Source organism: Acidobacteriota bacterium, assembly GCA_016196035.1.
In the GTDB taxonomy this organism is placed as follows: Bacteria; Acidobacteriota; Blastocatellia; order RBC074; family RBC074; genus JACPYM01.
The window spans coordinates 55,562-79,870 of sequence record JACPYM010000006.1; the positions used below are offsets into that span (position 1 = coordinate 55,562).

General features: G+C 60.4%; 14 protein-coding genes. 11 read left to right on the top strand and 3 right to left on the bottom strand.

Features of this window, described 5'->3' with window-relative positions:
- The first annotated feature begins 63 nt into the window (after positions 1–63).
- The 6 genes from HY011_02290 to HY011_02315 all read left to right on the top strand — a co-directional run bounded on the left by HY011_02290 (position 64) and on the right by HY011_02315 (position 16,603).
- The gene (locus HY011_02290; protein MBI3421746.1) at positions 64–3,045 is read left to right on the top strand and encodes a hypothetical protein; all 2,982 of its coding nucleotides are present in this window, start codon (positions 64–66) and stop codon (positions 3,043–3,045) included.
- A gap of 368 nt (positions 3,046–3,413) precedes the next feature.
- A complete protein-coding gene (locus HY011_02295; GenBank protein MBI3421747.1) occupies positions 3,414–5,165 on the top strand; it encodes a nuclear transport factor 2 family protein in 1,752 nt (583 codons plus the stop codon).
- A gap of 150 nt (positions 5,166–5,315) precedes the next feature.
- Positions 5,316–6,356: a nuclear transport factor 2 family protein gene (locus HY011_02300; GenBank protein MBI3421748.1), complete on the top strand. Its 1,041-nt coding sequence runs from the start codon at positions 5,316–5,318 to the stop codon at positions 6,354–6,356.
- A 199-nt stretch (positions 6,357–6,555) separates the two neighbouring features.
- Positions 6,556–8,565: a hypothetical protein gene (locus HY011_02305; protein ID MBI3421749.1), complete on the top strand. Its 2,010-nt coding sequence runs from the start codon at positions 6,556–6,558 to the stop codon at positions 8,563–8,565.
- A gap of 60 nt (positions 8,566–8,625) precedes the next feature.
- The gene (locus HY011_02310; GenBank protein ID MBI3421750.1) at positions 8,626–10,620 is read left to right on the top strand and encodes a tail fiber domain-containing protein; all 1,995 of its coding nucleotides are present in this window, start codon (positions 8,626–8,628) and stop codon (positions 10,618–10,620) included.
- Positions 10,621–10,948: 328 nt separating this feature from the next.
- Positions 10,949–16,603, top strand: coding sequence for a VCBS repeat-containing protein (locus HY011_02315; GenBank protein ID MBI3421751.1), 5,655 nt, complete (start codon positions 10,949–10,951; stop codon positions 16,601–16,603).
- A 263-nt stretch (positions 16,604–16,866) separates the two neighbouring features.
- On the opposite strand, the gene HY011_02320 is transcribed toward HY011_02315, so the two are convergent.
- The gene (locus HY011_02320; protein MBI3421752.1) at positions 16,867–17,841 is read right to left on the bottom strand and encodes a cyclase family protein; all 975 of its coding nucleotides are present in this window, start codon (positions 17,839–17,841) and stop codon (positions 16,867–16,869) included.
- 27 nt (positions 17,842–17,868) lie between these two features.
- A complete protein-coding gene (locus tag HY011_02325) occupies positions 17,869–19,476 on the bottom strand; it encodes a sigma 54-interacting transcriptional regulator (protein ID MBI3421753.1) in 1,608 nt (535 codons plus the stop codon).
- Positions 19,477–19,721: 245 nt separating this feature from the next.
- Between HY011_02325 and HY011_02330 the strand changes: the two genes are divergently transcribed.
- The 3 genes from HY011_02330 to HY011_02340 all read left to right on the top strand — a co-directional run bounded on the left by HY011_02330 (position 19,722) and on the right by HY011_02340 (position 21,627).
- Positions 19,722–20,282: a carboxymuconolactone decarboxylase family protein gene (locus tag HY011_02330; GenBank protein MBI3421754.1), complete on the top strand. Its 561-nt coding sequence runs from the start codon at positions 19,722–19,724 to the stop codon at positions 20,280–20,282.
- Between the two features lie 310 nt (positions 20,283–20,592).
- Positions 20,593–21,201: a pyridoxamine 5'-phosphate oxidase family protein gene (locus HY011_02335; GenBank protein MBI3421755.1), complete on the top strand. Its 609-nt coding sequence runs from the start codon at positions 20,593–20,595 to the stop codon at positions 21,199–21,201.
- A gap of 9 nt (positions 21,202–21,210) precedes the next feature.
- The gene (locus tag HY011_02340; GenBank protein MBI3421756.1) at positions 21,211–21,627 is read left to right on the top strand and encodes a nuclear transport factor 2 family protein; all 417 of its coding nucleotides are present in this window, start codon (positions 21,211–21,213) and stop codon (positions 21,625–21,627) included.
- Between the two features lie 22 nt (positions 21,628–21,649).
- Here HY011_02340 and HY011_02345 read toward each other — a convergent pair whose 3' ends face one another.
- Positions 21,650–22,273, bottom strand: coding sequence for an ABATE domain-containing protein (locus HY011_02345; protein ID MBI3421757.1), 624 nt, complete (start codon positions 22,271–22,273; stop codon positions 21,650–21,652).
- A 211-nt stretch (positions 22,274–22,484) separates the two neighbouring features.
- Between HY011_02345 and HY011_02350 the strand changes: the two genes are divergently transcribed.
- Positions 22,485–23,234 (top strand): SDR family oxidoreductase, encoded by a 750-nt coding sequence (locus HY011_02350; protein MBI3421758.1) that lies wholly within the window; start codon positions 22,485–22,487, stop codon positions 23,232–23,234.
- Positions 23,235–23,315: 81 nt separating this feature from the next.
- Positions 23,316–24,302: an alpha/beta hydrolase gene (locus HY011_02355; protein ID MBI3421759.1), complete on the top strand. Its 987-nt coding sequence runs from the start codon at positions 23,316–23,318 to the stop codon at positions 24,300–24,302.
- Positions 24,303–24,309 lie beyond the last annotated feature (7 nt).

Below are 24,309 nucleotides of genomic sequence, written 5' to 3' on the forward strand. Positions count from 1 at the left end.
CTGACAGCTACACATCATTCGCGTCCCAACCAACGGGCGCTGCACCCAACAAGGAGAATCGTCATGAACCAACCCAAGCACCTCTGTTTCGTTTTCCTGTTCTCGCTTTTCGCACTGCTCAGCGCGTTCGCTTTCGCGCAAGAGCCTGACATGCAAATGCCCGTGCGCAATCCGCAGGTGCGCCCGCAACGCGAACCATTGCCCGCAGGCGTTGCCGCGCCGTTCGTGAATCAGACTGCGGCCAGCGCCGCACCCGAACAGACGCTGATTCCGCTGGGCACTTACTCATTCATTGCGCAGACGGACACGCACTTCGGCACATTCAACTTTTTCGCGGGCGAATACTTTCTGACGCTGTTGCCGGGCGGCAAATACCAGATCGGGCGCAACGACTGGGTTTTGCAGTCGGGCAATTACACGGTGACGGCCACCACGATTGATTTCGTCAGCCCCTTTGGCAACGACACGTGCAGCAACAAAGGGACGTATGCCTGGCAACTGCAAGGCAATCGGCTCGCGTTCAACATCGTCGGCCTGCGCGCGACTGATCCTTGCGCCGAACGGCTCGTCTGTCTGGCCAGCGGGCCAATGACCCGCACCGACAACCTGGCGAAAGAGTGGAAAAACATCGGCCCCTTCGGCGGCAGGATTTACGGTTTGTTCGCCAACGAAGGCAAACTTTTTGCCGCGACCGACAGCGGCGGCATGTTCGTTTCAGCGGACAACGGACAAAGCTGGAAAGCGACACGCGGCAATCGCGCCTTTCGCGTCAATACGTTCGCGGCTTTTAACGGCACTCTCTTTGCGGGCGGTTCGGGCGCGCCGATTTTTGTCTCGACCGATGGCGGCGAATCGTGGGAGTTTCAGGTGACGCCCATCGGCGCTGCGGTCTACGACTTTGTCGAAAGCGGCGGGAAGTTTTATGCCGCAACGTTAGGCAATGGCGTTTGGCGCATGGGCGCGAATCCTTACCTTTGGGAAAAAACCGGCACGACGGGCCTGACCAATCAGGGCGTGTATTCGCTGGCCTCCAGCGGCAACAACCTGTTTGCCGCCACCGATGGCGGCGGCGTTTACCGTTCGACCGATGGCGGCGCGACCTGGACGGCGGTCAACAACGGGCTGGCCTTTTTGCGCATTCGCAATCTGGCCGTGGATGGCATGAAGCTCTATGCCAGCACGGCCTTTGGCGCCAACGCGACCAACGAAGTCTCGGTCAGCGAAGACAACGGCCAGACCTGGAAGAAACTCGGCAATGGCATCGCGGCGGATTTCCCAGCGGGCTTCACCAACGGCGTATATGAACTCGCGCCGCTGGGCGGCAAACTCTTCGCCGCCGGCACCAGCGGCGTGCTGATGTTTGACGGCACGAAATGGACGCAAGTTCAGGGCGGATCGCCGACGGTGAGTTTCTTTTCCATCGCTGCCAGTGGCAACACGCTTTACGCGGGCGCGTGGTTTGACGGCGTCTCGCGTTCGACCGATGGCGGCGTGACGTGGGCAAAATCGAACACTGGCTTGACCGGGCGTTTCACCAACACCGTGCATAAAGACAACGGCGTGCTTTATGCGGGCGTCAACGACGGCATCTTCACCTCGCGCGACGAAGGCCAAACCTGGACGCGCGGCGCGATTGCCAATATCCCTGGCATCGTTTGCTTCCTCTCGTATGACGGCAAGGTGTATGCGGGCGCGATCAATGTCAGCGTGGGCACCAGCGCGGGCGTTTATGTCAGCTCCGATCAAGGCGCAACGTGGACGCGCGCCAGCAACGGACTCGGCGCGGGTTCGGTCTGGCGCATCATCAACGCCGGCAACACCCTCTATGCCGCCGTGCTGGGCAGCGGCGTCTTTCGCTCGACTGACGGCGGCGCGAATTGGACAGCCGCCAACAATGGCCTGGGCACACTCAGCGTTTGGGACATCGTCGCGCAAGGCAATAACCTTTTCATCGGCACGACCACGCAGGGCGTCTATCGCTCCAACGACGGCGGCCAAACGTGGATGGCGGCGCGCAATGGCTTGCCCACGGGCGCGACGGTTTTCAGTGTGATTACGGTCGGCAACACCTTGCTAGCGGGCGTCAACGGCCAACCCGTTTATCGCAGCGAAGACAACGGCCAAAGCTGGACGCGCGCCACCGGCGACATCTCGATTTCGGGCTTTACGCTATACGCCTACAACGGCGTGGCCTATGCCGCGTGCGATGGCGGCATCGGCGTGCTGCGCTCATTCGACGAAGGCCGCACCTGGCAGCCGTTCAACGCGGGCTTCGATGCGCGCTTTGTGCTGAGCCAGGGCTTCCACGGCAACGGCAATGCGTTGTATGTCGCCTCGTTCAACGGCATCTATGTCAGCAACAATGCCGGACGCGCGACGACCGTGTCCGCCGCGAGTTTCAACGCCGCCAACATTGCTGAAAAAGGCCTCGTCGCGGCCTTTGGCACGGCCTTGGCGACGAGCACGCAAAGCGCGAACACCACGCCCTTGCCGACAACGCTGGGCGGCACGACCGTCAAAGTTACCGACAGCAATGGTGTCGAACGGCCCGCCCCGCTGTTTTTCGTTTCGAGCGGACAGGTCAACTTCCAGATTCCCACCGGCACTGCCGTAGGCGCGGCAATGGTCACCATCACCAATGGCGACGGCACAGGTGCGCTCGGCATGCTGGATGTCAAAGCCGCCGCGCCTGCTATTTTCACTTCGGGCGCAACGGGTCAGGGCGCAGCCGCCGCGGTTGACGCCATCACGGGCGCAGCCGGGCCATTCAACGCCACGCAAGCCAACGGACAACCCAACATCATCGCTGTCTTCGGCACCAGCCTCGGCCCGACAGGCACTGACGTGGACGGCAACCTCAACGCTTCGACGACCGCGCGCATCGGCCCCGCCGCCGCGCCGGTGCAATACGCCGGACGCGCGCCGGGCTTCACGGGCCTAAATCAATTCAACATTCAATTGCCCGCCGGCATTCCGGCCGGGACGTACCCGTTGACGATCACGCGCGGCCTCGCCAGCAACACCGTGACGCTGACGATTCGCTGACGGGAACGTAATCGCACCGGCGCGAGTAGCGCAACCTGCCGAGCATTCGTTTCTACACAAGTCTACCGGCTCCGAGAAATGCCCTGAAAGGGCGTAATTCAATAGCCGTGGGCAACGCCCACGGAACGGTTCGGGAAGAATTTTCGGCCCTGCCGGGGCCGCATTCGACGTCGAGTCCGGCCCCTTCAGGGCCGTAGAACCTGCTGATGGCCTACCGTGGCCGTTGCCCACGGCTATTGAAGGCTGCCCTTTCAGGGCAAAGACACAGAGCGTCAGACTTGTGTAGAAACGAATGCTCGGCAGGTTGCGCTACCCGCGCCGAGCGCATAGCAAACTTTCATTTCTGAATTTCCGAAGGAGACTGAACAATGAAACCGCAACACAAAATCACTTTGCTCATCTGCGCGCTCTGCCTGCTCGCACAACCGCTGCGCGCGCAAACCGCCTTAACCAGCGGCGCGCCTATCAGCGCCGAATTGAAGCCGAACGAGACGCACCGTTACCAACTCACGCTCGCCGCGCAGCAGACCGCGCACGTCATCGCGGCGCAACAAGGCGCGGACGTGGAAGTGTTGGTGTACGACGCGGCGGGCAAGTTGCTCGTAGACATGGATAGCCCCAACGGCACGCGCGGCAATGAGTCCGTCTGGCTTACCGGTCAGCCCCCGGGCGTGTATCGCATCGAGGTCAAGACCTTTGGCTATCCCGACGGCCGGCTGCTGGCCGGCAAATATGAAATCAAGCTGGTTGAGTTGCGCGCCGCCACCGAGGCCGACGCCGCACGCTGGCAAGCCCAGGCCGCTTTTCTCGAAAGCAAAACCTTGTGGCGTCCCAACCAACCCACAGACAAAAAGGCCGCGATTGCCAAACTCGATGAAGCCGCGCGTTTGCTGGAAAGCGTCAGCGACGCCGATTTGAGCGCCGTGGTGGAAGCGCGCACGTTGCAAATCGCGCCGCTGCTAAAAGTCGAGCGCCTGGGACTCACTAAAACAGCAGGGATGGTCACGAGCTATCACAGCGCGGAACTGGCGAAAGCAGCCGCCAGCAAACGCGCCCTACTCGAAAGCCTGCTGAATTTCTATCAGCCGCTGCTCAAGACCAAACTCGAACTCGGCTATGCCCTGTTGAACAAAGACGACGGGAAACGGTTTTGTCCGGCTTGTCCTTTCGTGGTGCCGATGGTGCTGCAGGAGCCGCTCACTTTCGTTGAAAGCAATGACACCACGGGTATCAAAGGCATGCTGGCAATGTACAAAAGCAAATTGCCTGAGACGCTGAACAACGCCCTTGCGGCGGAAGGCTTGACGTATGACACGGCAACGCCAGTTGTGCTCGAAGCCGTTGGTTACTTTTATCTCGCGGGCGGGTTGCGCAATCAGGCGCTGGGGCGCTTGCCCAAACCGTGGATGAACAGCATCATCGAAACCTACCTGATCCACGCCTGGCTGGGCGAAAAGCAACCGGCCTTGCGCAGGCAAATCAAACTCGGCTTTCAATTGCCCGGCGCGGTGATCACACCCGCCGCGCACACGCTGGATACGATGTTCGGCAACAGCGACATGCTCACTGGCGGCGTTGCGCTGAGCCGTGCCGCCGACCTGGCCGCCGACCTTTACCACAGACACAAACTCGGCTTCCTCACCGAATTGCTCAAAGCCTTTCCGAAAGACGCGAAACTGGACGCTGCCACGGCGGAACAACGTTTCGTCGCGCTCTCACCGCTCATCAAGCCGTGGATGGAAACCTTTGCCTATACGGGCGCGGCGCTCGAAGTGCGCCAGGCCGAAGAAGCCCTGGTTGCCGCGCGCAAAGCCAAAGATGGCGCCGCCTTTGACCGCTTGGTCGCTGACGATTATTGCGGGCTGAATCAAAACGGCATGCAACGCGACAAAGCGGGCTTTCGCGCCAGCGCCACCAGCCCGACGCCGGTGGCCGTCTTCAACCTCGACCGCATGGACATCGAAATCATCGGCGACCTCGCCATCGTGCGCGGCGCGCAAACCGAACAATGGGAAGGCAACGCGCTCGAACATCACCTGTTCACGCGCCTCTGGGTCAAACGTGACGGACGCTGGCAGTTGCAATCGAACACGCAATTTCTTGACCCGAATAAGAAGTAACGACCCGGGTACGCATCGCTTCTAGCGTGCGGGCTTGGCAGCAGACGCATTGATGCCTGGGGAAGCCCTTCGGAATGAATGCGTCTTCCGCCGAGTCCCGCACGCTAGAAGCGATGCGTACCCAGGGCTTTTCCAGGAAGGAGTCTCAAGATGAGAAGACTATTTACCGTTTGGTTATTCACTTGTGTGGCCTGTGCCTTCGCTTTCGCACAAAACGCCGATGAACAGGCCGTCCTGAAACTCGAAGAAGACTTCCGCGCCGCCAAGATCAACAACGACGTGGCGGCCTTGCAGCGCGTGCTGGCCGACAACTTTTATGAGGTCAACTGGCGCGGCGAAGGCAGCAACCGCGCGACCATCATTCAGATTTTCACCAACTCGAAAGGCCGCACGATTGAGTTGTCTGATTTGAAAGTCCAAGTCACGGGCGATGCCGCCAACGTGCGCGGTTATCAGCACGAGACGCGGCCCGGCATGGATGCTTACATTCAGTTCATGCATTTTTGCGTGCGGCAGCAAGGCGCGTGGCGGCTGCTCGCCGTGCAGCAAATGCCCGATTACCGCGCGGGCAGCGTGACGCCCAAAGGCTGGCAGGGTGCGAGCAACTACTACTCGATCATCCACACCGACACCACCGTCAAACGCAGCGGCCAGGCGAGCGCGCTACTCAAATCCAATCCGACGCAACCCAATGACAATAACAGCGCGGCGCTCTCGCAACAGGTCAAAGCCGATGCCTATCGTGGCCAGCGTGTGCGCCTGTCGGGTTGGATGAAAGGCGCGGTGCAGCCGGGCGGCGCGGCGCTCGCGTGGATGGGCATTCGGGACGAGAACAGCGAAAGCCTGCGGTTCAGCAACACGCTGGACGACTTTGAGTTTTCCCTGACGCCGGATTGGAAGAGATTCGCCATCGCGCTGGACGTGCCCGCCAACAGCGCCGCCATTCGTTTCGGCGCGGTGCTCAACGGACAAGGCCAAATCTGGACCGATGACTGGCAGTTGGAAATCGTCAGCGACGATACGCCCACGACGCATCGCACGGAATCGGAAGCGATGAAAAAGTTCGGCGAGAATTACCAGCGCAACAATCCGGCCGCCGTCGCGCGCCAGAAACAAATGTTCAAGCTGCAATTGCCCAGCTTGCCCAGCGCGCCGGTCAATCTGGATTTTGAAATGCCAGGCAAACCTTAACCAACCTGGGTACGCAGCGCTGCCAGCGTGCAGACGTGGAACTGGACGGAACAAGGCCGGAGGATTTCCTTTCCAGTTTGCTTCGCTCCCCTGCCAAGCCCGCACGCTGGCAGCGCTGCGTACCCAGATAAACCGCGGCTGACCACCTCCGCCAGTCCGCTTCAACCTCAACTGCAATTAGCCAAGAAAGGAACTCGTTATGTATCAAGCCACTTTCAATTCAATCCGCACGCAAACGGCCACGCTGTTGCTCGGCCTGCTGTCAGTGCTCTGCTGCAACCACGCTGCCCAAGCACAACTCGTACAACCGCCCCGGCTGCCCGCCTCGCTTGAGCGCGGCCAGCATCAACCAAACCTCAACCCACTGCCGCAGCTTGAAAGCGCCACGTCCGCCACCGCGCCCCAGGCCGCGTTGACAACCATCCCCGGCAAACAATGGGCGGCACTGGCCGGGCCGGAAACCGGCTTGATCGCCTCGCTTGCGCGCAAAGGCAGCCGTGTTTTTGCCGGCACGACGGGCGGCGTTTATCTCTCGGATGACGCGGGCGAAAGCTGGCAACGCGCGCTGGGCAGTCCGGCGACGCAGGTTTACGGCTTGCTGGTCAATGGCGACGCGGTGCTGTATGGCACCGACGCCTTTGGCGAAGGGCCGGGCGGCGTGCTGCGTTCGACCGACGACGGCGCGACCTGGCAACTCGTCAACAACGGCTTGCCCGAAAAAGTCGCCGTGCTTTCGCTGGCGGCGCAACGCGACCAGCTTTTCGCCGCGACCGTGACGGGCCGTGTCTTTCGTTCGGCGGACAACGGCGATACCTGGACGGAAGCGAGCACGGGTTTGCCTGAAACGCCGCAGCCGGTCTTGCTGGTGGGCGGGCCGGCGGCGCTGCTGGCACTGACTAACGACGGGCTTTATCGCACGACCGACGGCGGCGCGAGTTGGGCCAACAGCAACGACCGTTTGCCCGCCGCCGTCAAGCTGACGCCCGGCCACATTCCGCAAGCGCAGGGCGACCGCTTCCTGCTGCCGACGACGAATGCGGGCGTCATCGTGTCGGATGACGGCGGCGCGACGTGGCGTTTCTCAAATCAGGGCATGCCTGAAAATGCCAACCTCGGCGATTTGACCGTGGCGGAGGCCGACGTCTATTGCGCCACCAGCGATGGCGCGCTCTATCGCTCCACCGATGGCGGCGCGACATGGACGATGTGCAATCCCACCTTCGGCCTCGGCAAAAACGTGCGCGGCCTCGAACGCAGCGGCGACGCCTTGCTGTTGGCGACCTTCGACGGCGTCTTTCGTTCAATGGACGACGGCGCAAGTTGGGAACGCGCCAACAGCGGCTTGCGCGCGGCCAGCATGGACGGCGGCATGCTAGCGGTCGGCAACCGCCTTTACGTTTCGACGCAAGGCGGCATCTGGGCCTCAGACACCAAAGGCGCAAGCTGGCGGCTGCTCAACGACGGCTTCCGCCAATTCCCCTTGAGCGCGATTTGGGGCGCTGGGCTTGGTTATAAAGACGGCTGCGTCTTCGCCGGATCGTTCGGCGACGGCCTCTATCGCTCGGCCAACGGCGGCAACACCTGGGAATTGCTCAGCAACGGCTTGCCCGAATTCGCCTCGCCCGCCGTCATCAAAACCCTGAACGGCAAATTGTATGTCGGCTATTGGGAAGGCGGCGCGTATGTCTCGACCGACAACGGCGACAGCTTTCAACCCGTCGCGCTGCCCGCCGACGCGCCCTTTCTCACCTTCGCCGAATTGGGCGGCAGCACCTTGCTGGCCGGCAGTTACGGCGGCGGCATGTTCCGTTCGGATGATGACGGCGCAAGCTGGCGCGCGTTCAAGGACGGCATTCGCAACGATTTCATTGACGACATCAATGTCTATCGCGGCACCGTGCTGGCGGCCACCGACGACGGCATTTACCGCCTGAATGCTGACGGCGAAGACGCGGGCTGGACGGAACTGCTTGGTTACGCCGAAACCATCACGGGCGGCGCGAATGCGCTGATCCGCGTGGGCCGGACGCTTTACGCCACGACCTACGGGCGCGGCATCGCCATGTCTAACAACAATGGCGCAAGCTGGTATAGCGCCAACCAGGGCATGACGACCAACCGCAGCTTCTATTTCGCGCGCATTGACAACGACCTGTTTGTCGCCACGGCGGGCGGCGGCGTTTGCGTCTTGCGCAACGTCGAACGCTAGGCCGCAACGGTACCGCCCCGGCACAACACGCTTCCCTCTCAACCAAACCAAGGAGAAATCATGCAACGCCTCATCACGATCACGCTCTTACTTACACTCTGCTTTGGCACAGCTGCATTCGCGCAAACCACGCAATTCACCTATCAGGGCCAACTCAATGACAACGGCGGCCCGGCCAATGGCGCTTATGATCTGCAATTCAAACTCTTCGACACGCTCACAGGCGGCACACAGCAAGGCGCAACGTTCAGCGCCGATGATGTCGCGGTCAGCAATGGCGTCTTCAAAGCCACGCTCGATTTCGGTGTGAATGCTTTTCCCGGCGCGAATCGTTATTTGGAAATCGGCGTGCGGCAAGGGGCGAGCACGGGGGCTTACACCATCCTCGCTCCACGCAGCGCGCTGACTTCCGCGCCCTACGCGATTCGCAGCTTGTCAGCCGCAACAGCGGATACAGCAACGACGGCCAATACAGCTAATACGGCCAACACCGCCAATACGGCCAACACCGCCAATACGGCTAATACGGCGAACACCGCCACGACGGCAAGCAATTTCAGCGGTGCGCTGGCGGGCGATGTGACAGGCACACAAGGCGCGACGCTGATCGCCAACAATGCGATCACGACAGCCAAATTGGCGAACGGAGCCATCACCGCCACCAAGCTCGGCGTGCCGCTCAACTTGACCGGCGCAATCAGCAACGCCCCGGTGTTTTCCGGCAGCAACAGTCTTAGCGCCGGCAGCGGCGTTAAGGGTGAAAGCACGCACGCGACGAGTGGCATTGGTGTTTATGGCAAGAGCGGCGATAGCGGCGGCTTCGGGAATGCGAAAATTGGGGTGGCAGGCGAATCGGACACAGGCATGGGGGTCTATGGTGGCAGCGTGTCTTCGCATGGCGTAGCCGGGGGGACGGAAGAAAGCACCAAAGCAGGTGTTTATGGCGTGAATTATTCGATTTTTGGCGGCATCGGCGTACTGGGCGACGGCAGTCTCAATGAGCAATTTGGGAGTTTGGGCGTCGGAGTAAAAGGGATTGGCACGACAGGCGTGAAAGGGGTGAGCGCGTCCAATACCGGCTATGGCGTTTTCGGCGAAAACACGGCGGGCGGCTGGGCGGGTTATTTCAACGGCAATGTCAACATCACCGGCACGCTCAATGGTAACGGCGCGGCCTTGACGAACCTGGATGCCGCCAATCTCACGACCGGCACACTCGACAATGCGCGTTTGGGCACGGTGCCAATTGCCAAAGGCGGTACTGGCTCTACGACAAAGAATTTCGTAGACCTCAGCACGGCGCAGACTGTTGCGGGCAACAAAACTTTCAGCAATCCCCTGACCGTTCAAACCTCAACCAATAGCTACGGGTTAACGCACACCGACGGGAATGTCACTCTCAGCTCGTATGTAAACTTTGTAGGTGGTTGGTTCGGGACAAAATCCAATCACACGCTCCTTTTCACGGTCAATGACGTGGCTTGGATGGCGCTGACCACGGCGGGCAATTTCGGCGTCGGCACGACGACACCCACCGACAAATTGCAGGTCTTCGGCGACATCCGCATCGGCACGGGCGCAAACGGCTGCGTCAAAGATGCCGATGGCACAGTCATCGCGGGCACTTGCTCTTCTGATCTGCGCTTCAAACAAAACATCACGCCCTTCCCCAACCTGCTGGACAAACTGGTCAAGCTGCAACCCGTCCACTTTTATTGGCGCGCCAGCGAATTTCCGCAACGGCAATTCGGCGCGACGCAAAGTTATGGGCTGATCGCGCAGGAAGTCGAAGCCGTCTTCCCCGATTTGGTCGGCACGGATGAACAGGGTTACAAGACGGTCAATTACAGCAAGCTGCCCTTGCTGTTGTTGCAGGCCGCCAAAGAGCAGCATCAATTCAGCCAACGCCTCAGCGCCGAGAACGCCGCGCTGAAAGAGCACAACGCCTTGCTCGCGGCGCGGCTGGCGGCACTGGAAGAGGCGCTGCAAAAGTTGCTCGAACAAACCGCGCCGGGCAATCCGGCTGCAACCAAACAGACAAGCCAGCAACACTGACGCAAAAGCAACAGCGCGTGACTGACGACCATGCACGATCAGCAGCCGCGCTGTTTAGCAACGGCCACGACAACAATCTCAAAAGTTATTTGAAAAGTTCCGCAGCAGCCCTGAAGGGGCACAATTCAATAGCCGGGGGCCACGCCCCCGGTAGCGCGGCAAGAATTCTCCCGACCCTGAAAGGGTCGAACCAAGCGTCAAATGCGGCCCCGGCAGGGCCGTTACACCTGCCGCCGCCACCGGGGGCGTGGCCCCCGGCTATTGAATCCAGTCCTTTCAGGACAACAGAGCTTTTCAACCAGCTTCATCAAACCCGGAGGGCAAAGTTATGAAACGATCAGCAAGACGCTACCAAATCGCAATGCTCGGCCTGTTGCCAGCGTTGTTGAGCCTCACCATCTTCGCGCATCGCATGGTGACGGCCACGCGCAGCAGCAACTTCGCCAGCATTGAGCGTGCGGCCAACACCGCTGCGCACAGCAAGACAATTCAACCAACACGCAACGCCGCCACCAACGCCAGCACAATGGTGCTTGCACCCGCGCAAAGCGGCGGCGCTTTCACGCTGGTCAAAGCGGCGGTCACCAGCGGCGGCGAGTACTGCGCGAACGGCGCGTTCAGCCTCCAGGGCACGGCAGGCCAATTCAGCGCCGACCTGCTGGCCGGCGGCACCTTTTCAATCAGCGGCGGATTGTTGGGCGGTGGCGGCGGCGCATTGCAATGCCCTGTCATCACCATCACGCCCACAAGCTTGCCCACCGCCACACTCAACGCGGTTTACGATCAAACGTTGACCGCCAGCGGAGGCGTTGCGCCGTATAGCTTCGACATTATCAGCGTGACTTCGCCCCCTGCTGGCTTGCGGTTCAACCCTGCCGGGACACTCAGCGGGTCGCCCGCCGAAGCGGGTCTCTTCCCCTTTACCGTCCGGGCGACCGATGCCAATGGGTGCACAGCGACGCAAAGCTATACGCTGTTGGTGCAACCGGCGTCCATCGTCGTCAACACGACCGCTGACACAGTCGTGGCGGATGGCTTCTGTTCGTTGCGCGAAGCCCTGCAAGCCGCCAACACCAACGTGGCGGTCAATGAATGTGCGGCGGGTAACCCAGGTTTGGACATCATTGCCTTCGACCTCGGCCCAGGCACGCCGCGCATTGATGTGACGGGGACGCTGCTGCCTTTCATTACCGAAACCATCGTGCTTGACGGCGCGGCGGGGCCGGGCGGCGCGACGCGGGTCGAACTCAACGGTGTGCAAGCGGGCGCGAACGCCGACGGGCTTGACCTGCGCGCGACGGATTCCACCTTGCGCAGTCTGGTCATCAATCGTTTCAGCCGCGACGGCATCGTCATTCGCAGCTTCCAAAACAAAGTCGAAAATTGCCTCATCGGCACCGACGCGCTCGCGGCGGCAGATCAGGGCAATCAACGCTATGGCATTTACCTGCTCAGCCCGTCGAACATGATCGGCGGTACGGCGCCCGGCACTCGCAATGTAATTTCCGGGAATGACGGCGGAGGCATCGCCATCGCCAGTGGCGGCAACAGCGTCTGCGGCAACTATATCGGCACGAACATGACCGGCATGACGGCCCTTGGGAATGGCGGCGCGGCCGGAGATTTAAGCTTCGGCATTCTCTTGAGCGGCGGGGTCGTCAATAACGGCACCGGGATTAACAATGTCATCGGCGGGTCAACCAACGCCGCCCGCAATGTGATTGCGGGGAATTTGGGCGCGGGCATTGCAACCTTCGGCACCGCGCAAAATTTGATCCAAGGCAATTTCATCGGACTCAACAGCGCTGGCTCGGGCTTACTCGGGAATGGCGGTGAAGGCCTCAATCTGAGTTCAGCGCAGGAACACATCGGCGGCGACCTGCCCGGCACCGGTAATGTGATTGCGGGAAATGGCCGGGTCGGGATTCGCGTGCAAGATTTCAATGGCAACATTTCCGGCGCTGGCGGATCACACACGATTGAGGGAAATTCAATCTATGGCAACAACGGCAGCGGCATTTTGATTGATGGCAGCGGCCTGAACAAAAACAACCGCGTTAGCCAAAACTCCATCACCAACAATGCTTATTTGGCGATAGACCTCGCGATAGGCAATCTAGGCGCGTTTGCGCAAACCGGTGACGGCGTCACCGTCAATAGCCTATCGGGACTCAACAGCACTTACCCCAACACGCGTTTGCCGTTTCCGGTTTTGGATGCGCCGCTAACGCCGGGCGCCGCGACGGGGTCATACGCCACGCTCGCCTTCGTCAACGCCATCCCGGCTTATCCGGTACGGCTTGAATTTTTTGCGAGCGCCACCTGCGATTGTTCAGGGTATGGCGAAGGCGAGACCTATCTAGGCAATCTCATTTTGCAAGCCGACGGAACTTTTACTTTCAACTACACGCCGATAGCGGGCAAACCGGTGCTCACGGCTACGGCCATAGATGCCAATGGCAACACTTCGGAATTTTCGCAGTGCGTGGGCGGGCCGCCGCAAACGCCGCCCGTCATCACCACGCAACCCGCCAGTCAAACCATAGCGGCGGGCGCATCAGTGACGTTCAGCGTCGCGGCCAGCGGTACAAACCTCTCGTATCAGTGGCGCAAGAACAGCAGCAACCTCGGCGGCGCGACGGCGAGCAATTACACCATCGCCTCAGTCACGGCAGCCGATGCGGGCGCTTACGACGTAGTGGTGAGCGACGCCTGCGGACGCACGGCCACGTCAACCAGCGCCACGCTGACCATCGGCGCTTGTCCCGCGCTCACCGTTGGCCCGGCGGCGCTGCCCAGCGGTGTGGTTGGACAAGCGTATCCGGCCATCAGTTTCACTGCGGCTGGCGGCAGCAATACCACCGTGTTCAGCCTGACGGGCACGTTGCCGAATGGGCTGAGCTTCTCAAACGGCCAACTCAGCGGCACACCCACGCAAGCAGGCAGCTTCAATTTCACGGTGACGGCGACGGAGGGCGCCTGCACAAGCCAGCGCAATTACACGCTCATTGTCGGCGCGCTCAATTTGCAAGCAACAGGCAATGAAGGCTTCGTCGCTTTGAACTGGACGCGCAGCGGCTTCGGCACGCTCAACGGTTTCAAGCTCTATCGCGCGGCGGATCTCAACGGGCCTTACACCTTGCTCAACGGCGCAATCGCGGCCAATGCGACGAGCGTCAACGATAACAGCGTCACGCCGAATACGACGTACTTTTACAAACTGACGTTGGTGGATGCGAACAATGTCGAGTCGGCATTTTCCAACGCAGCAGCAGCCACGCCGGTGGATGTCGTGCCGCCGGTCATCGCGCATACGCCGCTGACGGCGACACAACCGCCGAATCTGGCAATCCCCATCAGCGCGACCGTCACTGACAACACGGGCGTGCAAAGCGTCAAGCTGTTTTTCCGCGCGGCGGGCGCAAGCAATTACACCGAACGCGCGATGACGGCGAGCGGCAATCTGTATGCGGCCACGTTGCTGGCGGGCGAAGTCGTTGCGCCGGGCGTGGACTATTACCTCGAAGCGCGCGACGCGGCCAGCGTGGTGCGCGCGGGACAGCCGGACAATCCCTATCGTTTCGCCGTGGTGGATCGGCCCTTTATTGACGGCCTCGCGCCGGTCATTGGGTCGGCAGCGGGCGGCACGACGGTGACGTTGGCCGGGCGCAATTTCAAACCCGGCGCGGTGGTGCGCTTCGATCAGGCCATCGCCACGGTAACGAGCGTCAGCGCAACGCAAATCATTTGCACCACGCCGCCGCACTTCCCGGCGGTGGTGGATGTGCGCGTCGTCAACGCTGATGGCGCGAGCGATGTGCGGACGGGCGGCTTCACTTATCAGGCCGCGAGCACCCTGTCCTTGCCCACCTTGAGCGGGCCGCGCAATGTGCGCGTGCAAATTCCGCTCAACGCCAACGTCAGCGGCTTGACCGCCGCTGATGTGCGCATCACGTTCAACAGCGCGGTGCTCAGCGCCGTCAGCGCGCAACGGGGCACGCTGGTTCCAAATTGGAGTGTGCAGTCCAACCTGACCACGCCCGGCGAAGTGCGTTTGGCACTGGCTTCGTCCAGCGGGCCGGTGAGCGGCACAGGCACGCTGGCGGTGCTTGAATTCGACATACCCGGCACACCTGGCAGCACGACGCCGCTCACCTTCGCCAGCGCGTTGTTGAATGGCGGCGCGCTCAGTGCCACGACGACCAATGGCGCGTTCAACGTCTTGCCGGAGTATTCCATCGCGGGCACGGTGCGGCATTGGCAGACCAATGCGGGCGTGCCCGCTGTGCAACTGGCCTTGAGCGGCGCGCGCAATTACAGCGCCGCGACCAATGCCGGCGGCGCGTTCAGCGTGAATGATGTGCTGGCGGGCAATTACACGTTGACGCCCAGCAAGACGGATGGCGCGGCGGGCATCTCGGCGTTGGACGCCTCGTTGATCCTGCAACATTCCGCCGGATTGATTACGCTGACCGGCGCGGCGCTCGTGGCGGCGGATGCGGATCGCAGCGGCGCGGTGAATTCACAAGACGCTTTTTACGCGCTGCAATACGCGGTGGGTTTAATCGGCCTGCCCTTCCCTGGCGCCGACCGCGTGTGGGATTTCACTCCGCCCACGCGCCCATACGCCAATCTCAACAGCAATCAGATCAATCAGGATTTCAGCGCCATCCTGCTGGGCGATGTGAACGGCAGCTTCACCGGCGGCAACCAGCCAAGCACGCTGGCGACGCTGGCGCTGCCCACCGTCACTGTGCCCAACGGCGCGGATCTCCTGTTGCCGCTCGCGCTGACGCTGCCCTCCGGTGCGTTGTACGGCGCGGAAATGCGCCTCGCTTATGACCCGGCGGTGCTCACCTTGCTCGCGGTCGAGAGCGGCGCGCTGACCAACAACTGGCTGCGCGCGGTCAATCTCAACACGCCGGGCTTGCTGCGGGTGGCGCTGGCTGGCAGCCAAGGTGTAACGGCGAACGGCGAATTGTTGCGCTTGCGGTTGCGCGCGCACGGCGCGGTAGGTAGCAATTCGACCGTCACGATCACCCAGGCCAGCCTCAACGAAGGCGGCATCGGCACGACGCTCGTGCCGGGTCGCGTGACCTTGCGCAAGCGCGCCGTCAAAGCCGATTTCGACGTGGATGGCCAGACCGATTTGGCCGTCTGGCGCGGCTCGACGGGCGAATGGCTGATTCAACGCAGCAGCAACCAAACACTGCAAAGCGTCGCCTGGGGCACGAGCAACGATCCTTACAACGACGTGGTCGCGCCGGGCGATTACGACGGCGATGGCAAAGCCGATGTGGCCGTCTGGCGGCCCAGCGACGGCGGCTGGTATATCCGCCATTCGTCGAATGGGGCAATCGTCACACAGTTCTGGGGCACGCGCGGCGACGTGCCGGTGGCAGATGATTACGACGGCGATGGCAAAACCGACCTCGCCGTTTGGCGGCCCAGCAACGGCACATGGTATGTGCTGCGCAGCTCGGATGGCAGCTATGCGGTCGAGCAATGGGGCGCGGCGGGCGATACACCGGTCGTCGGCGATTACGACGGCGATGGCAAAGCCGATCTGGCCGTCTGGCGCGGGCGCGAAGGCAACTGGTATCTCAAACTCAGCAGCGGCGGCATTCAGGTCACGGCCTGGGGCGCTGGTTACGCGCCGTACAACGATGTGCCGGTGCCCGCCGATTATGACGGCGACGGCAAGACCGACCTGGCCATCTGGCGCGGCGCTGACAGCCTCTGGTACATCCGCCAAAGCTCAGACGGCCAAGCTAAACTGCGGCAATGGGGCGCGAATTACGCCCCCTACAACGACGTGCCGGCGCCGGGTGATTACGACGGCGATGGTAAGGCGGACATTGCTGTCTGGCGGCCTACAACCGGCACCTGGTATGTCTGGCGCAGCAGCGACGGCACATACCTCATTCAGCAACACGGCCAGCCGGGCGATACGCCCATCCCGGCCAGCCGCAATAACCAATAGGAGCCAAGCATGAACACTGACACTTTTATGCATCACGCGGCTGTTCCGGGATAGGCCGATGGAAGGGGTGTGGCGTGCGTTGACGGATTGGCAAAAACAGCCGCTACAGTAGGCCGCGCTAACTGAAACCGCGTTGCCGCAAGCCGTGGTCGTGTGCTGACACGCAACGCACGCCTTGGCAAGCAGCGCCGTTCAATCCGCGTGCGTTGGATTCGTCAACACGAGGTGAATTTCAAATTGGCCAATTTGAAATTCACCTCGCTTCATTTCAACGCCAGCGCATTGGGCGGTGAAGCGACGCCACCGCGTTTATTGAGCGGGGCGGAGGTAAAGAAAACTTCGTAACGCCCATCCGCCACGCACGCCGCGGCCAGCGCATCCAAGGTAAACATCTCGCCGATGGGCATGCCCCACAGGCCGATGATCGTGCTGTGCAGCATCTCACCGGGTTTGCCGTCGGCATGGGGCAGTGGCGGATAAGCTTCAAACGCCGGCTGATCACCGGCAATGGCGGCGAAATGATTGTCCCAAAGAAAGCGCAACGAGTCTTCACTTTGCTCGATGCCGCACGCGCTGAACGCGCCGGGTTGCGCCAGTGCCGTGCGTTCTTCGAGGTTCAGCGCGTTATACCATTCGATCCAGCCCGTGCGCAGCAGCAGGATGTCGCCGATCTCAAAGCGCAGGCCCTGCCAATCCGCCGCCGCTTGGATTTGCGCCGCCGTGATTGGCGCACGTTCGCCCGGTTTGAATTCGATACTGTGCGCGGCGGCATAATGCGCGTAATCCACCAGCACGCCGCGCCCCGCAATGCCGCGCCGCGCCCAGTGTTCGATGCCGTTGCGCGTGCCCGTTGCGCCGGTGATTTGTTCGGCAGTGACGCCGTTATAAAAGCCGTATTCGCGATGGCCGAAATGCGTCAGCCCATCCCATTGCGACGACGATTGCGTGTTGAAGTTGTCGTAGACATCGTCAAACACATTGTGCCGCCGCTTGTTGATCGTATGCCGCAACGCCGCGCGCGCGAACAGCGGCGGATCGGGCAATTCCAACGCCCAGTTCAGCGCGAAGACTTCACCGCGTTGCACCAGCCGTGCGGCAGCGGCAACGCGTTCCGGCGTCAACAGATTCAGCGTTCCGATTTGATCATCGTCGCCAAAGACGCCCCAAGCCGAATGCGGCGGCGCGTCCGATTTAATCGGCAATTCGTCAAAAGTCGGTAAGTGTTCGGGTAAGCTCATAGAATCAGGTGCTCCGTTGTTGAAAGTTCAGCCGCGCATTTTCTTAATGCCAAGGGACTGCAAACGTGACGCCAGCGTCGTGGGTTTAACGCCCAGCAATTCCGCCGCGCCACCCGCGCCATAAATCTTCCCGTTCGCCGCTGCGAGCGCGGCCAGCAGGTTAGCGCGTTCCTGCGCTTCCCATTCCGCTTGGGTGAGAAAGGCGGGGGCGGGTTCAATGTGTTTGGCTACCGGCGCGGCAACAGCCGCTTCATCCGGCGGCAAAATCAGGTTCAGGTTGAGCGGTTGTGCCCCGCAACTGGAAAGAATCATGGCGCGTTCGATGACGTTTTGCAGTTCGCGCACGTTGCCGGGCCAGGCGTAATTTTGCAGCCGTTGCATTTGTTCACCCGTAACCTGCAACTGGCCGCAACGCGCTTGCTTGCTCGCTGCCAGAATGAAGTGATGCACGAGCAGGGGAATGTCGGCGCGGCGTTCGCGCAATGGTGGCAATTCAATCGGGAAGACGCTCAGGCGGAAAAACAAATCCTGACGGAACGTTCCGGCTTCGATCTCGCGGCGCAAATCGCGATTGGTCGCCGCGACGATGCGCACGTTGGTGCGGCGCGTTTTCTCTTCGCCGACGCGCTCGAAAGTGCCTTCCTGCAAGACGCGCAAGAGCTTGCTTTGCAAATCCAGCGGGATTTCGCCGACTTCATCGAGAAAGAGCGTGCCGCCGTCCGCGAGTTGAAACCGGCCCACGCGATCACGAATCGCGCCGGTGAAGGCGCCGCGCACGTGGCCGAAAAACTCACTCTCGAACAAATCGTGCGGGATCGAAGCGCAGTTCACTTTGACCAGCGGCCCCGCCGCACGCGGGCTGCGTTCGTGAATGGCGCGGGCGATCAATTCTTTGCCAGTGCCAGATTCGCCCAGCACCAAAACATTCGCTTCGCTTTGCGCGACGAGCGTGATCTGGTCGAGCACTTTATGCAGCGCCGGACTCTCACCGACAATGTCACCGAACAAGCGTTCCTGCTTGGCCTCTTCGCGCAGGTAATCGTTTTCGAGTTTCAGTTGTTCGCGCAGCCGTTCAATCTCAGCAAAGGCGCGACTGTTGGACAACGCGACCGCCGCGTGATCGGCGAACATGCGCAACCAGGTGAACTCTTGGGGCTGCAATGTCTGGCGGCTGAACACTGCCAGCACACCCAAAATTTCTCCGCGAAAGATCAGCGGCTGCCCGGCGAACGACCGAAGGCCTTCGCTCTCGGCCCATTTCGGACGCGCAATCCACGCGCTTTCCTGCCGTATGTCCGCCAGCAACAACGGCTCGCCTGTTGCACCAATCTTGCCGATCTTGCGCACGCCCAGCGGAAAGCGCCGAAAGTCGCCCTCCAAGCGCGCCCAATCTTCGACGCCTGCTTTCGTGGGTTTGCCCGCGCTCGCCATCAGGTGCAGACATTCCGTTTGATTTGGGCACTCCAATTTCATCGGGCATCCCGCGCAAATATCGCCCGGAGCCTTCAGCCACAGCCGCGCCAGGGCGACGCCGGGTTGTGCAACCAGCCCCTCGACGATTTGTTGCAACACGGTTTCGACCGAACGCTCCTGCGCAAGCGCCAGCGACACAGTTTGTAGCGATTCGAGTTCCATTGCGCCGCCACTTTACACGAACTCTCGTGATTGGGAACGCAGGCTTTCGTGGTTTAACGAGATTTCGGGGCGAGGCCGAAATGGCTGAAAACGACCCAACCTGTTTGCATTGAGCCAGATGACTTGCAGTTCAGGCTGCGGCACAACGAATGCACTTAGTGAGTTCGCAAGGCAAGACGAAACGCCAGATGGGCTGGCGAATCAGTTGCCATCAACACACGAATCAAACAGGAGAAGAAACCATCATGCCTAGACTGAACGCGATTGATCCCAAAGAAGCGACCGGCCAAGCCAAAGAATTGCTGGACGGCGTCAAAGCCAAAATCGGAATGGTGCCGAACTTAATGCGCACCTTTGCCAATTCACCGGCGGCGCTCGCGGGCTATTTGAATTTTAGCGGCGCGCTCAGCGGCGGCTTGCTCGAGGGCAAGTTGCGCGAGCAGATCGCGTTGGCTGTGGCTGATGCCAATAGTTGCGAATACTGCCTGGCGGCGCATACCGCCATTGGCAAAATGGTTGGCCTGAACGAAAACGAACTCGTCGCCAGCCGCAAAGCCAGTTCGACCGATGCAAAGACGAACGCGGCGCTGATGTTCGCGCACCAGCTTGTGGTCAAACGCGGTGAAGTGGACGACAGCGATGTGCGCACGGTGCGCGCCGCCGGGTTCGGCGACGGCGAAATCACTGAGATCGTCGCCAACGTCGCGCTGAACATCTTCACCAACTATTTCAACCACGTCGCGCAAACCGTCGTGGATTTTCCGAAGGTCGCACTGGCCGCCAGGAACGCGAGCTATAGACCTTAAGAAAATGCAACCACGAAGAAACGAAGTACACGAAGCGGGAAGCAGGTCTTTCATTGGATTTTCTCTGCTTCCTTCGTGCTCTTCGTCTCTTCGTGGCTAGTTTCTTTTCTTGAACGCTATAGTTTGGAAACGGAGTGAAAGTCACCGGTACGGTACCGCGCGTGTAAGCGAGCGGCGCGTCAGTTCAAGCCAAGTGGCACAACGATGCAGCCTCCGCTTGCTCACGCGCGCGGTACCGCCCCAGTTGCAACGATGCAGCCTCCGCTTGCTCACGCGCGCGGTACTGCCCCAGTTGCAAGGAGCGAAATCAATGGCCCGGAATTTTGCCGAGATTGCTTTCACTGAAAGCGTCAAAGCGCAGCAGGAAAAATACGGTTCGCGGCACTCGTATGCGCGGCTGGAAGCGCAAGCACGCGGCACTGAAATCGGCGCGCACGAAGCCGAGTTCATCGCTGAGCGCGACGGCTTTTATCTTTCGACCGTAGGCGAAAGCGGCTTCCCCTATGTCCAGTTTCGCGGCGGGCCGCAAGGTTTCTTGAAAGTGCTGGACGCGCGGACGCTGGCTTACGCCGACTTTCGCGGCAACCGGCAATACATCAGCGCCGGCAACCTGACGCGCAACGACAAAGCCGCGCTGATCCTGATGGATTACGCCAATCGTCAGCGGCTGAAAATTTATGCCCGCATCGAAGTCGTCGAAGCCAAAGACGCGCCTACCTTGATCACGCAACTGCAAGACCCGAGTTACGAGGCGCAGGTCGAACGCGCCATGCTTTTGCACGTCGAAGCCTTTGACTGGAACTGTCCGCAACACATCACGCCGCGTTACACCAGCGAAGAGATCCGCGCACTGAACGCGCCGCTTTACGAACACGTCGCCCAACTCGAAGCCGAAATCGCCCGGCTCAAAACCAAGTAAGGAGCAGTTATGCCCGCACCCATCATCAAACCGCCCTTCACCCTCGAAAGCGCCCGCGCTAAAGTGCAAGCCGCCGAAGACGCCTGGAATTCGCGCGACCCTGAACGCGTCGCGCTGGCTTACACACCCGATTCCGAATGGCGCAATCGCACGGAGTTTTTCAGCGGACGCGCGGCCATCCGGGAATTCCTGCGCCGCAAATGGGCCAAGGAACTGGATTATCGCTTGATGAAAGAGTTGTGGGCCTATACGGACAACCGCATCTCGGTGCGCTTTGAATATGAATGGCACGATGCGGCAGGCCAATGGTTCCGCACGCATGGCAACGAGCATTGGGAATTTGATGACGAAGGCTTGCTATGCCGCCGGGATATGAGCGCCAATGACTATCCGATTGAAGAGTTACAAAGGCGTTATCGCGCCTGACGTAACGCCATTCCAATCGTTGTCATTGATGCGGCTTCATACTCCGCCTTTGATAAAAGGCCGCCGCTTTCGCCCGATTCCCGCAGATCGCCATGCTGCACCACCGCCGACAGTGATTCTTCGTCACATCATAGAAGTAGATCAGGCACTCAGGGGTTTCGCACTTTCTGAGGTAAGCAGGGTTGCCGTAGCAGAGCAGGTCGGCGGCGGCTTCGGCAATCGGCGCAAGCAACCGTCCGGGTTCGCTGAAGCCGGCGTGGAAGTGTTTCTCGAAGCCGTTCTCGGTTCGCACGACTTCAACGTAGCCGTTCTCTTCTTTCAAGATCAGGTTGACCGTCTCGAGCGCCGCGGGTTTGATGGTCGCGCCCTGCGCCGTGTCAATGATTACCTCGCGCAGTACCTCCCGGAACTTCAGCGCGCGTTTGAAAACCTGCGCCGCCTTCGGTCTGTCACTCCACTCTAGGAGCAATTCTTTGGCTTGCGATAAGTCCAGCAACTCAGTCCTCACCGCCCAGGCGATCAAATCCTCGAACGATTCCAGCAACTCCTTCGGCGCACCATTTTCGCGGATCCGGGTGTTGACAAAATCAATGCTCAGATTGTTCCCGACTAGATAGAACTTCGACGTATCAAGCTGTTGCGCCATTTTCAGACCTCCTGCTCAAATCCATTCAAATTCCTCGACATATTCAATGTCCCCACGCCTCCCTAGTATTTCCCCCGCCCTGAGAAAGGAAAAATCGAGGAGCACGGAATAATACTTAACCGGTAAAGCATTGTATAGATGGTTAGACGATTTCGGGCTTGTGAGACAAGCCAAAGAGAGGTTGACAGACAAAACGAGGAGAGGTTTCAGGATGAAAAGATTTACGGGAAAGGTAGCGGTCATTACGGGTGGCAACAGCGGCATCGGGCTGGCGACCGCCAAAGCGTTTGCCGCCGAGGGCGCGAAGGTCGTCATTTCGGGGCGCGATGAGCAAACGCTTGCTGCCGCGAAACAAGAGATCGGCGGTGATGTTTTGACCGTGCGGGCCGATGTCACGAAGCTGGGTGATCTGGACAGGCTCTTCAGCGAAACACGAGGCCGATTCGGCGGGATTGACGCGCTCTTCGTCAATGCCGGCGTCGCTAAATTCGCGCCGCTCGCCGAAACGACGGAAGGGCTTTTTGATGAAACAATCGCCACCAATCTCAAAGGCGCATTTTTCACGGTGCAAAAAGCCTTGCCGCTGTTGAACGACAACGCTTCCATCATCGTCAACACAACGACCGCACACACGCTGGGACTGCCCTCGACGAGCGTTTACGCGGCGAGCAAAGCCGCGTTGCGCTCGCTGGCGCGGACGCTTTCCGCCGAGCTTGTCGGGCATGGTATCCGCGTCAACGCAGTCGCGCCGGGGCCGATTGAAACACCGATCTACGGGCGTTTGGGGCTGCCTGCTGACGCGGTGCAAGAGATGGCGGCGGGCATTCTGGGCCGCGTTCCGATGCGCCGTTTTGGCAGCGTGGAAGACGTCGCCAACGCCGTGTTGTTTCTCGCCTCGCCTGAATCGAATTATGTGCTTGGTGTGGAGATCGCGGTGGACGGCGGGATGAGTCAACTTTGATCCGGATCATTTGAAACATCGTCCTTTCAGAAGCGAACGGGTGTCTGAAAGGGCGACCAAAAACAATCAAGGAGAAGAGAGATGAACAAACAGTTTTCGCAAGCGTGGTTGGTCGCGCTACTTTCACTGGCGCTGGGGGTCTTTGCCGTTGAAGCGCAAGCCCGGAAGACGGCCGACGACAGCGCCAAACCCGATCAACGCCTGACACAAACAACCTACAACACGGTCAAGATTGACGGCCTCGACATCTTCTATCGCGAAGCGGGCGATCCGTCGAAGCCAACGATCCTGCTGCTGCACGGCTTTCCCACGTCGTCGCACATGTTTCGCAATTTGATCCCGGCGTTGGCGGACAGATTCCATCTGGTCGCGCCGGATTATCCGGGCTTCGGGCAGAGTTCAGCGCCGGCGGCCAATGAGTTTAATTACACGTTCGACAACCTGGCAAACATCATTGACAAGTTCACGAACACCATCGGGCTGAAGAAGTACAGCCTCTATGTGCAGGATTACGGCGCGCCGGTCGGGTTTCGTCTGGCGTTGAAAAATCCAGGAAGAGTGCAGACTTTGATCGTGCAAAACGGCAATGCTTACGAAGAAGGATTGTCAGAGGCCGCCGCGCCGCTCAAAACCTTCGGCGAGACGCGCGACCCGAAAATCGCCGAAGTGCTGCGCGGTTTCTTGAAGCAGGAAACGACCAAGTTTCAATACACGCAGGGCGCGCGCCGTCAGAATCGCATCAGCCCTGACACCTGGACGCATGACCAGGCGCTGCTCGACCGTCCGGGCAACGCGGAGATTCAACTCGCGCTCTTCGCCGATTACTCGTCGAACATCGAATCTTACCCGGCCTGGCACGAATATTTGCGCAAGCATCAACCACCAACGCTGATAGTTTGGGGCAGGAACGATCCGTTTTTCACCGTGAAAAACATTGACGGCTTCCGGCGTGACTTGAAGAACGTCGAAGTTCACCTGCTCGATGGCGGCCACTTCGCTCTCGAAGAATACACAGGCGACATCGCCGAAAAGATCTGCAACTTCTTCGCCGCGCATAAAATCAAGTAGCTGAACC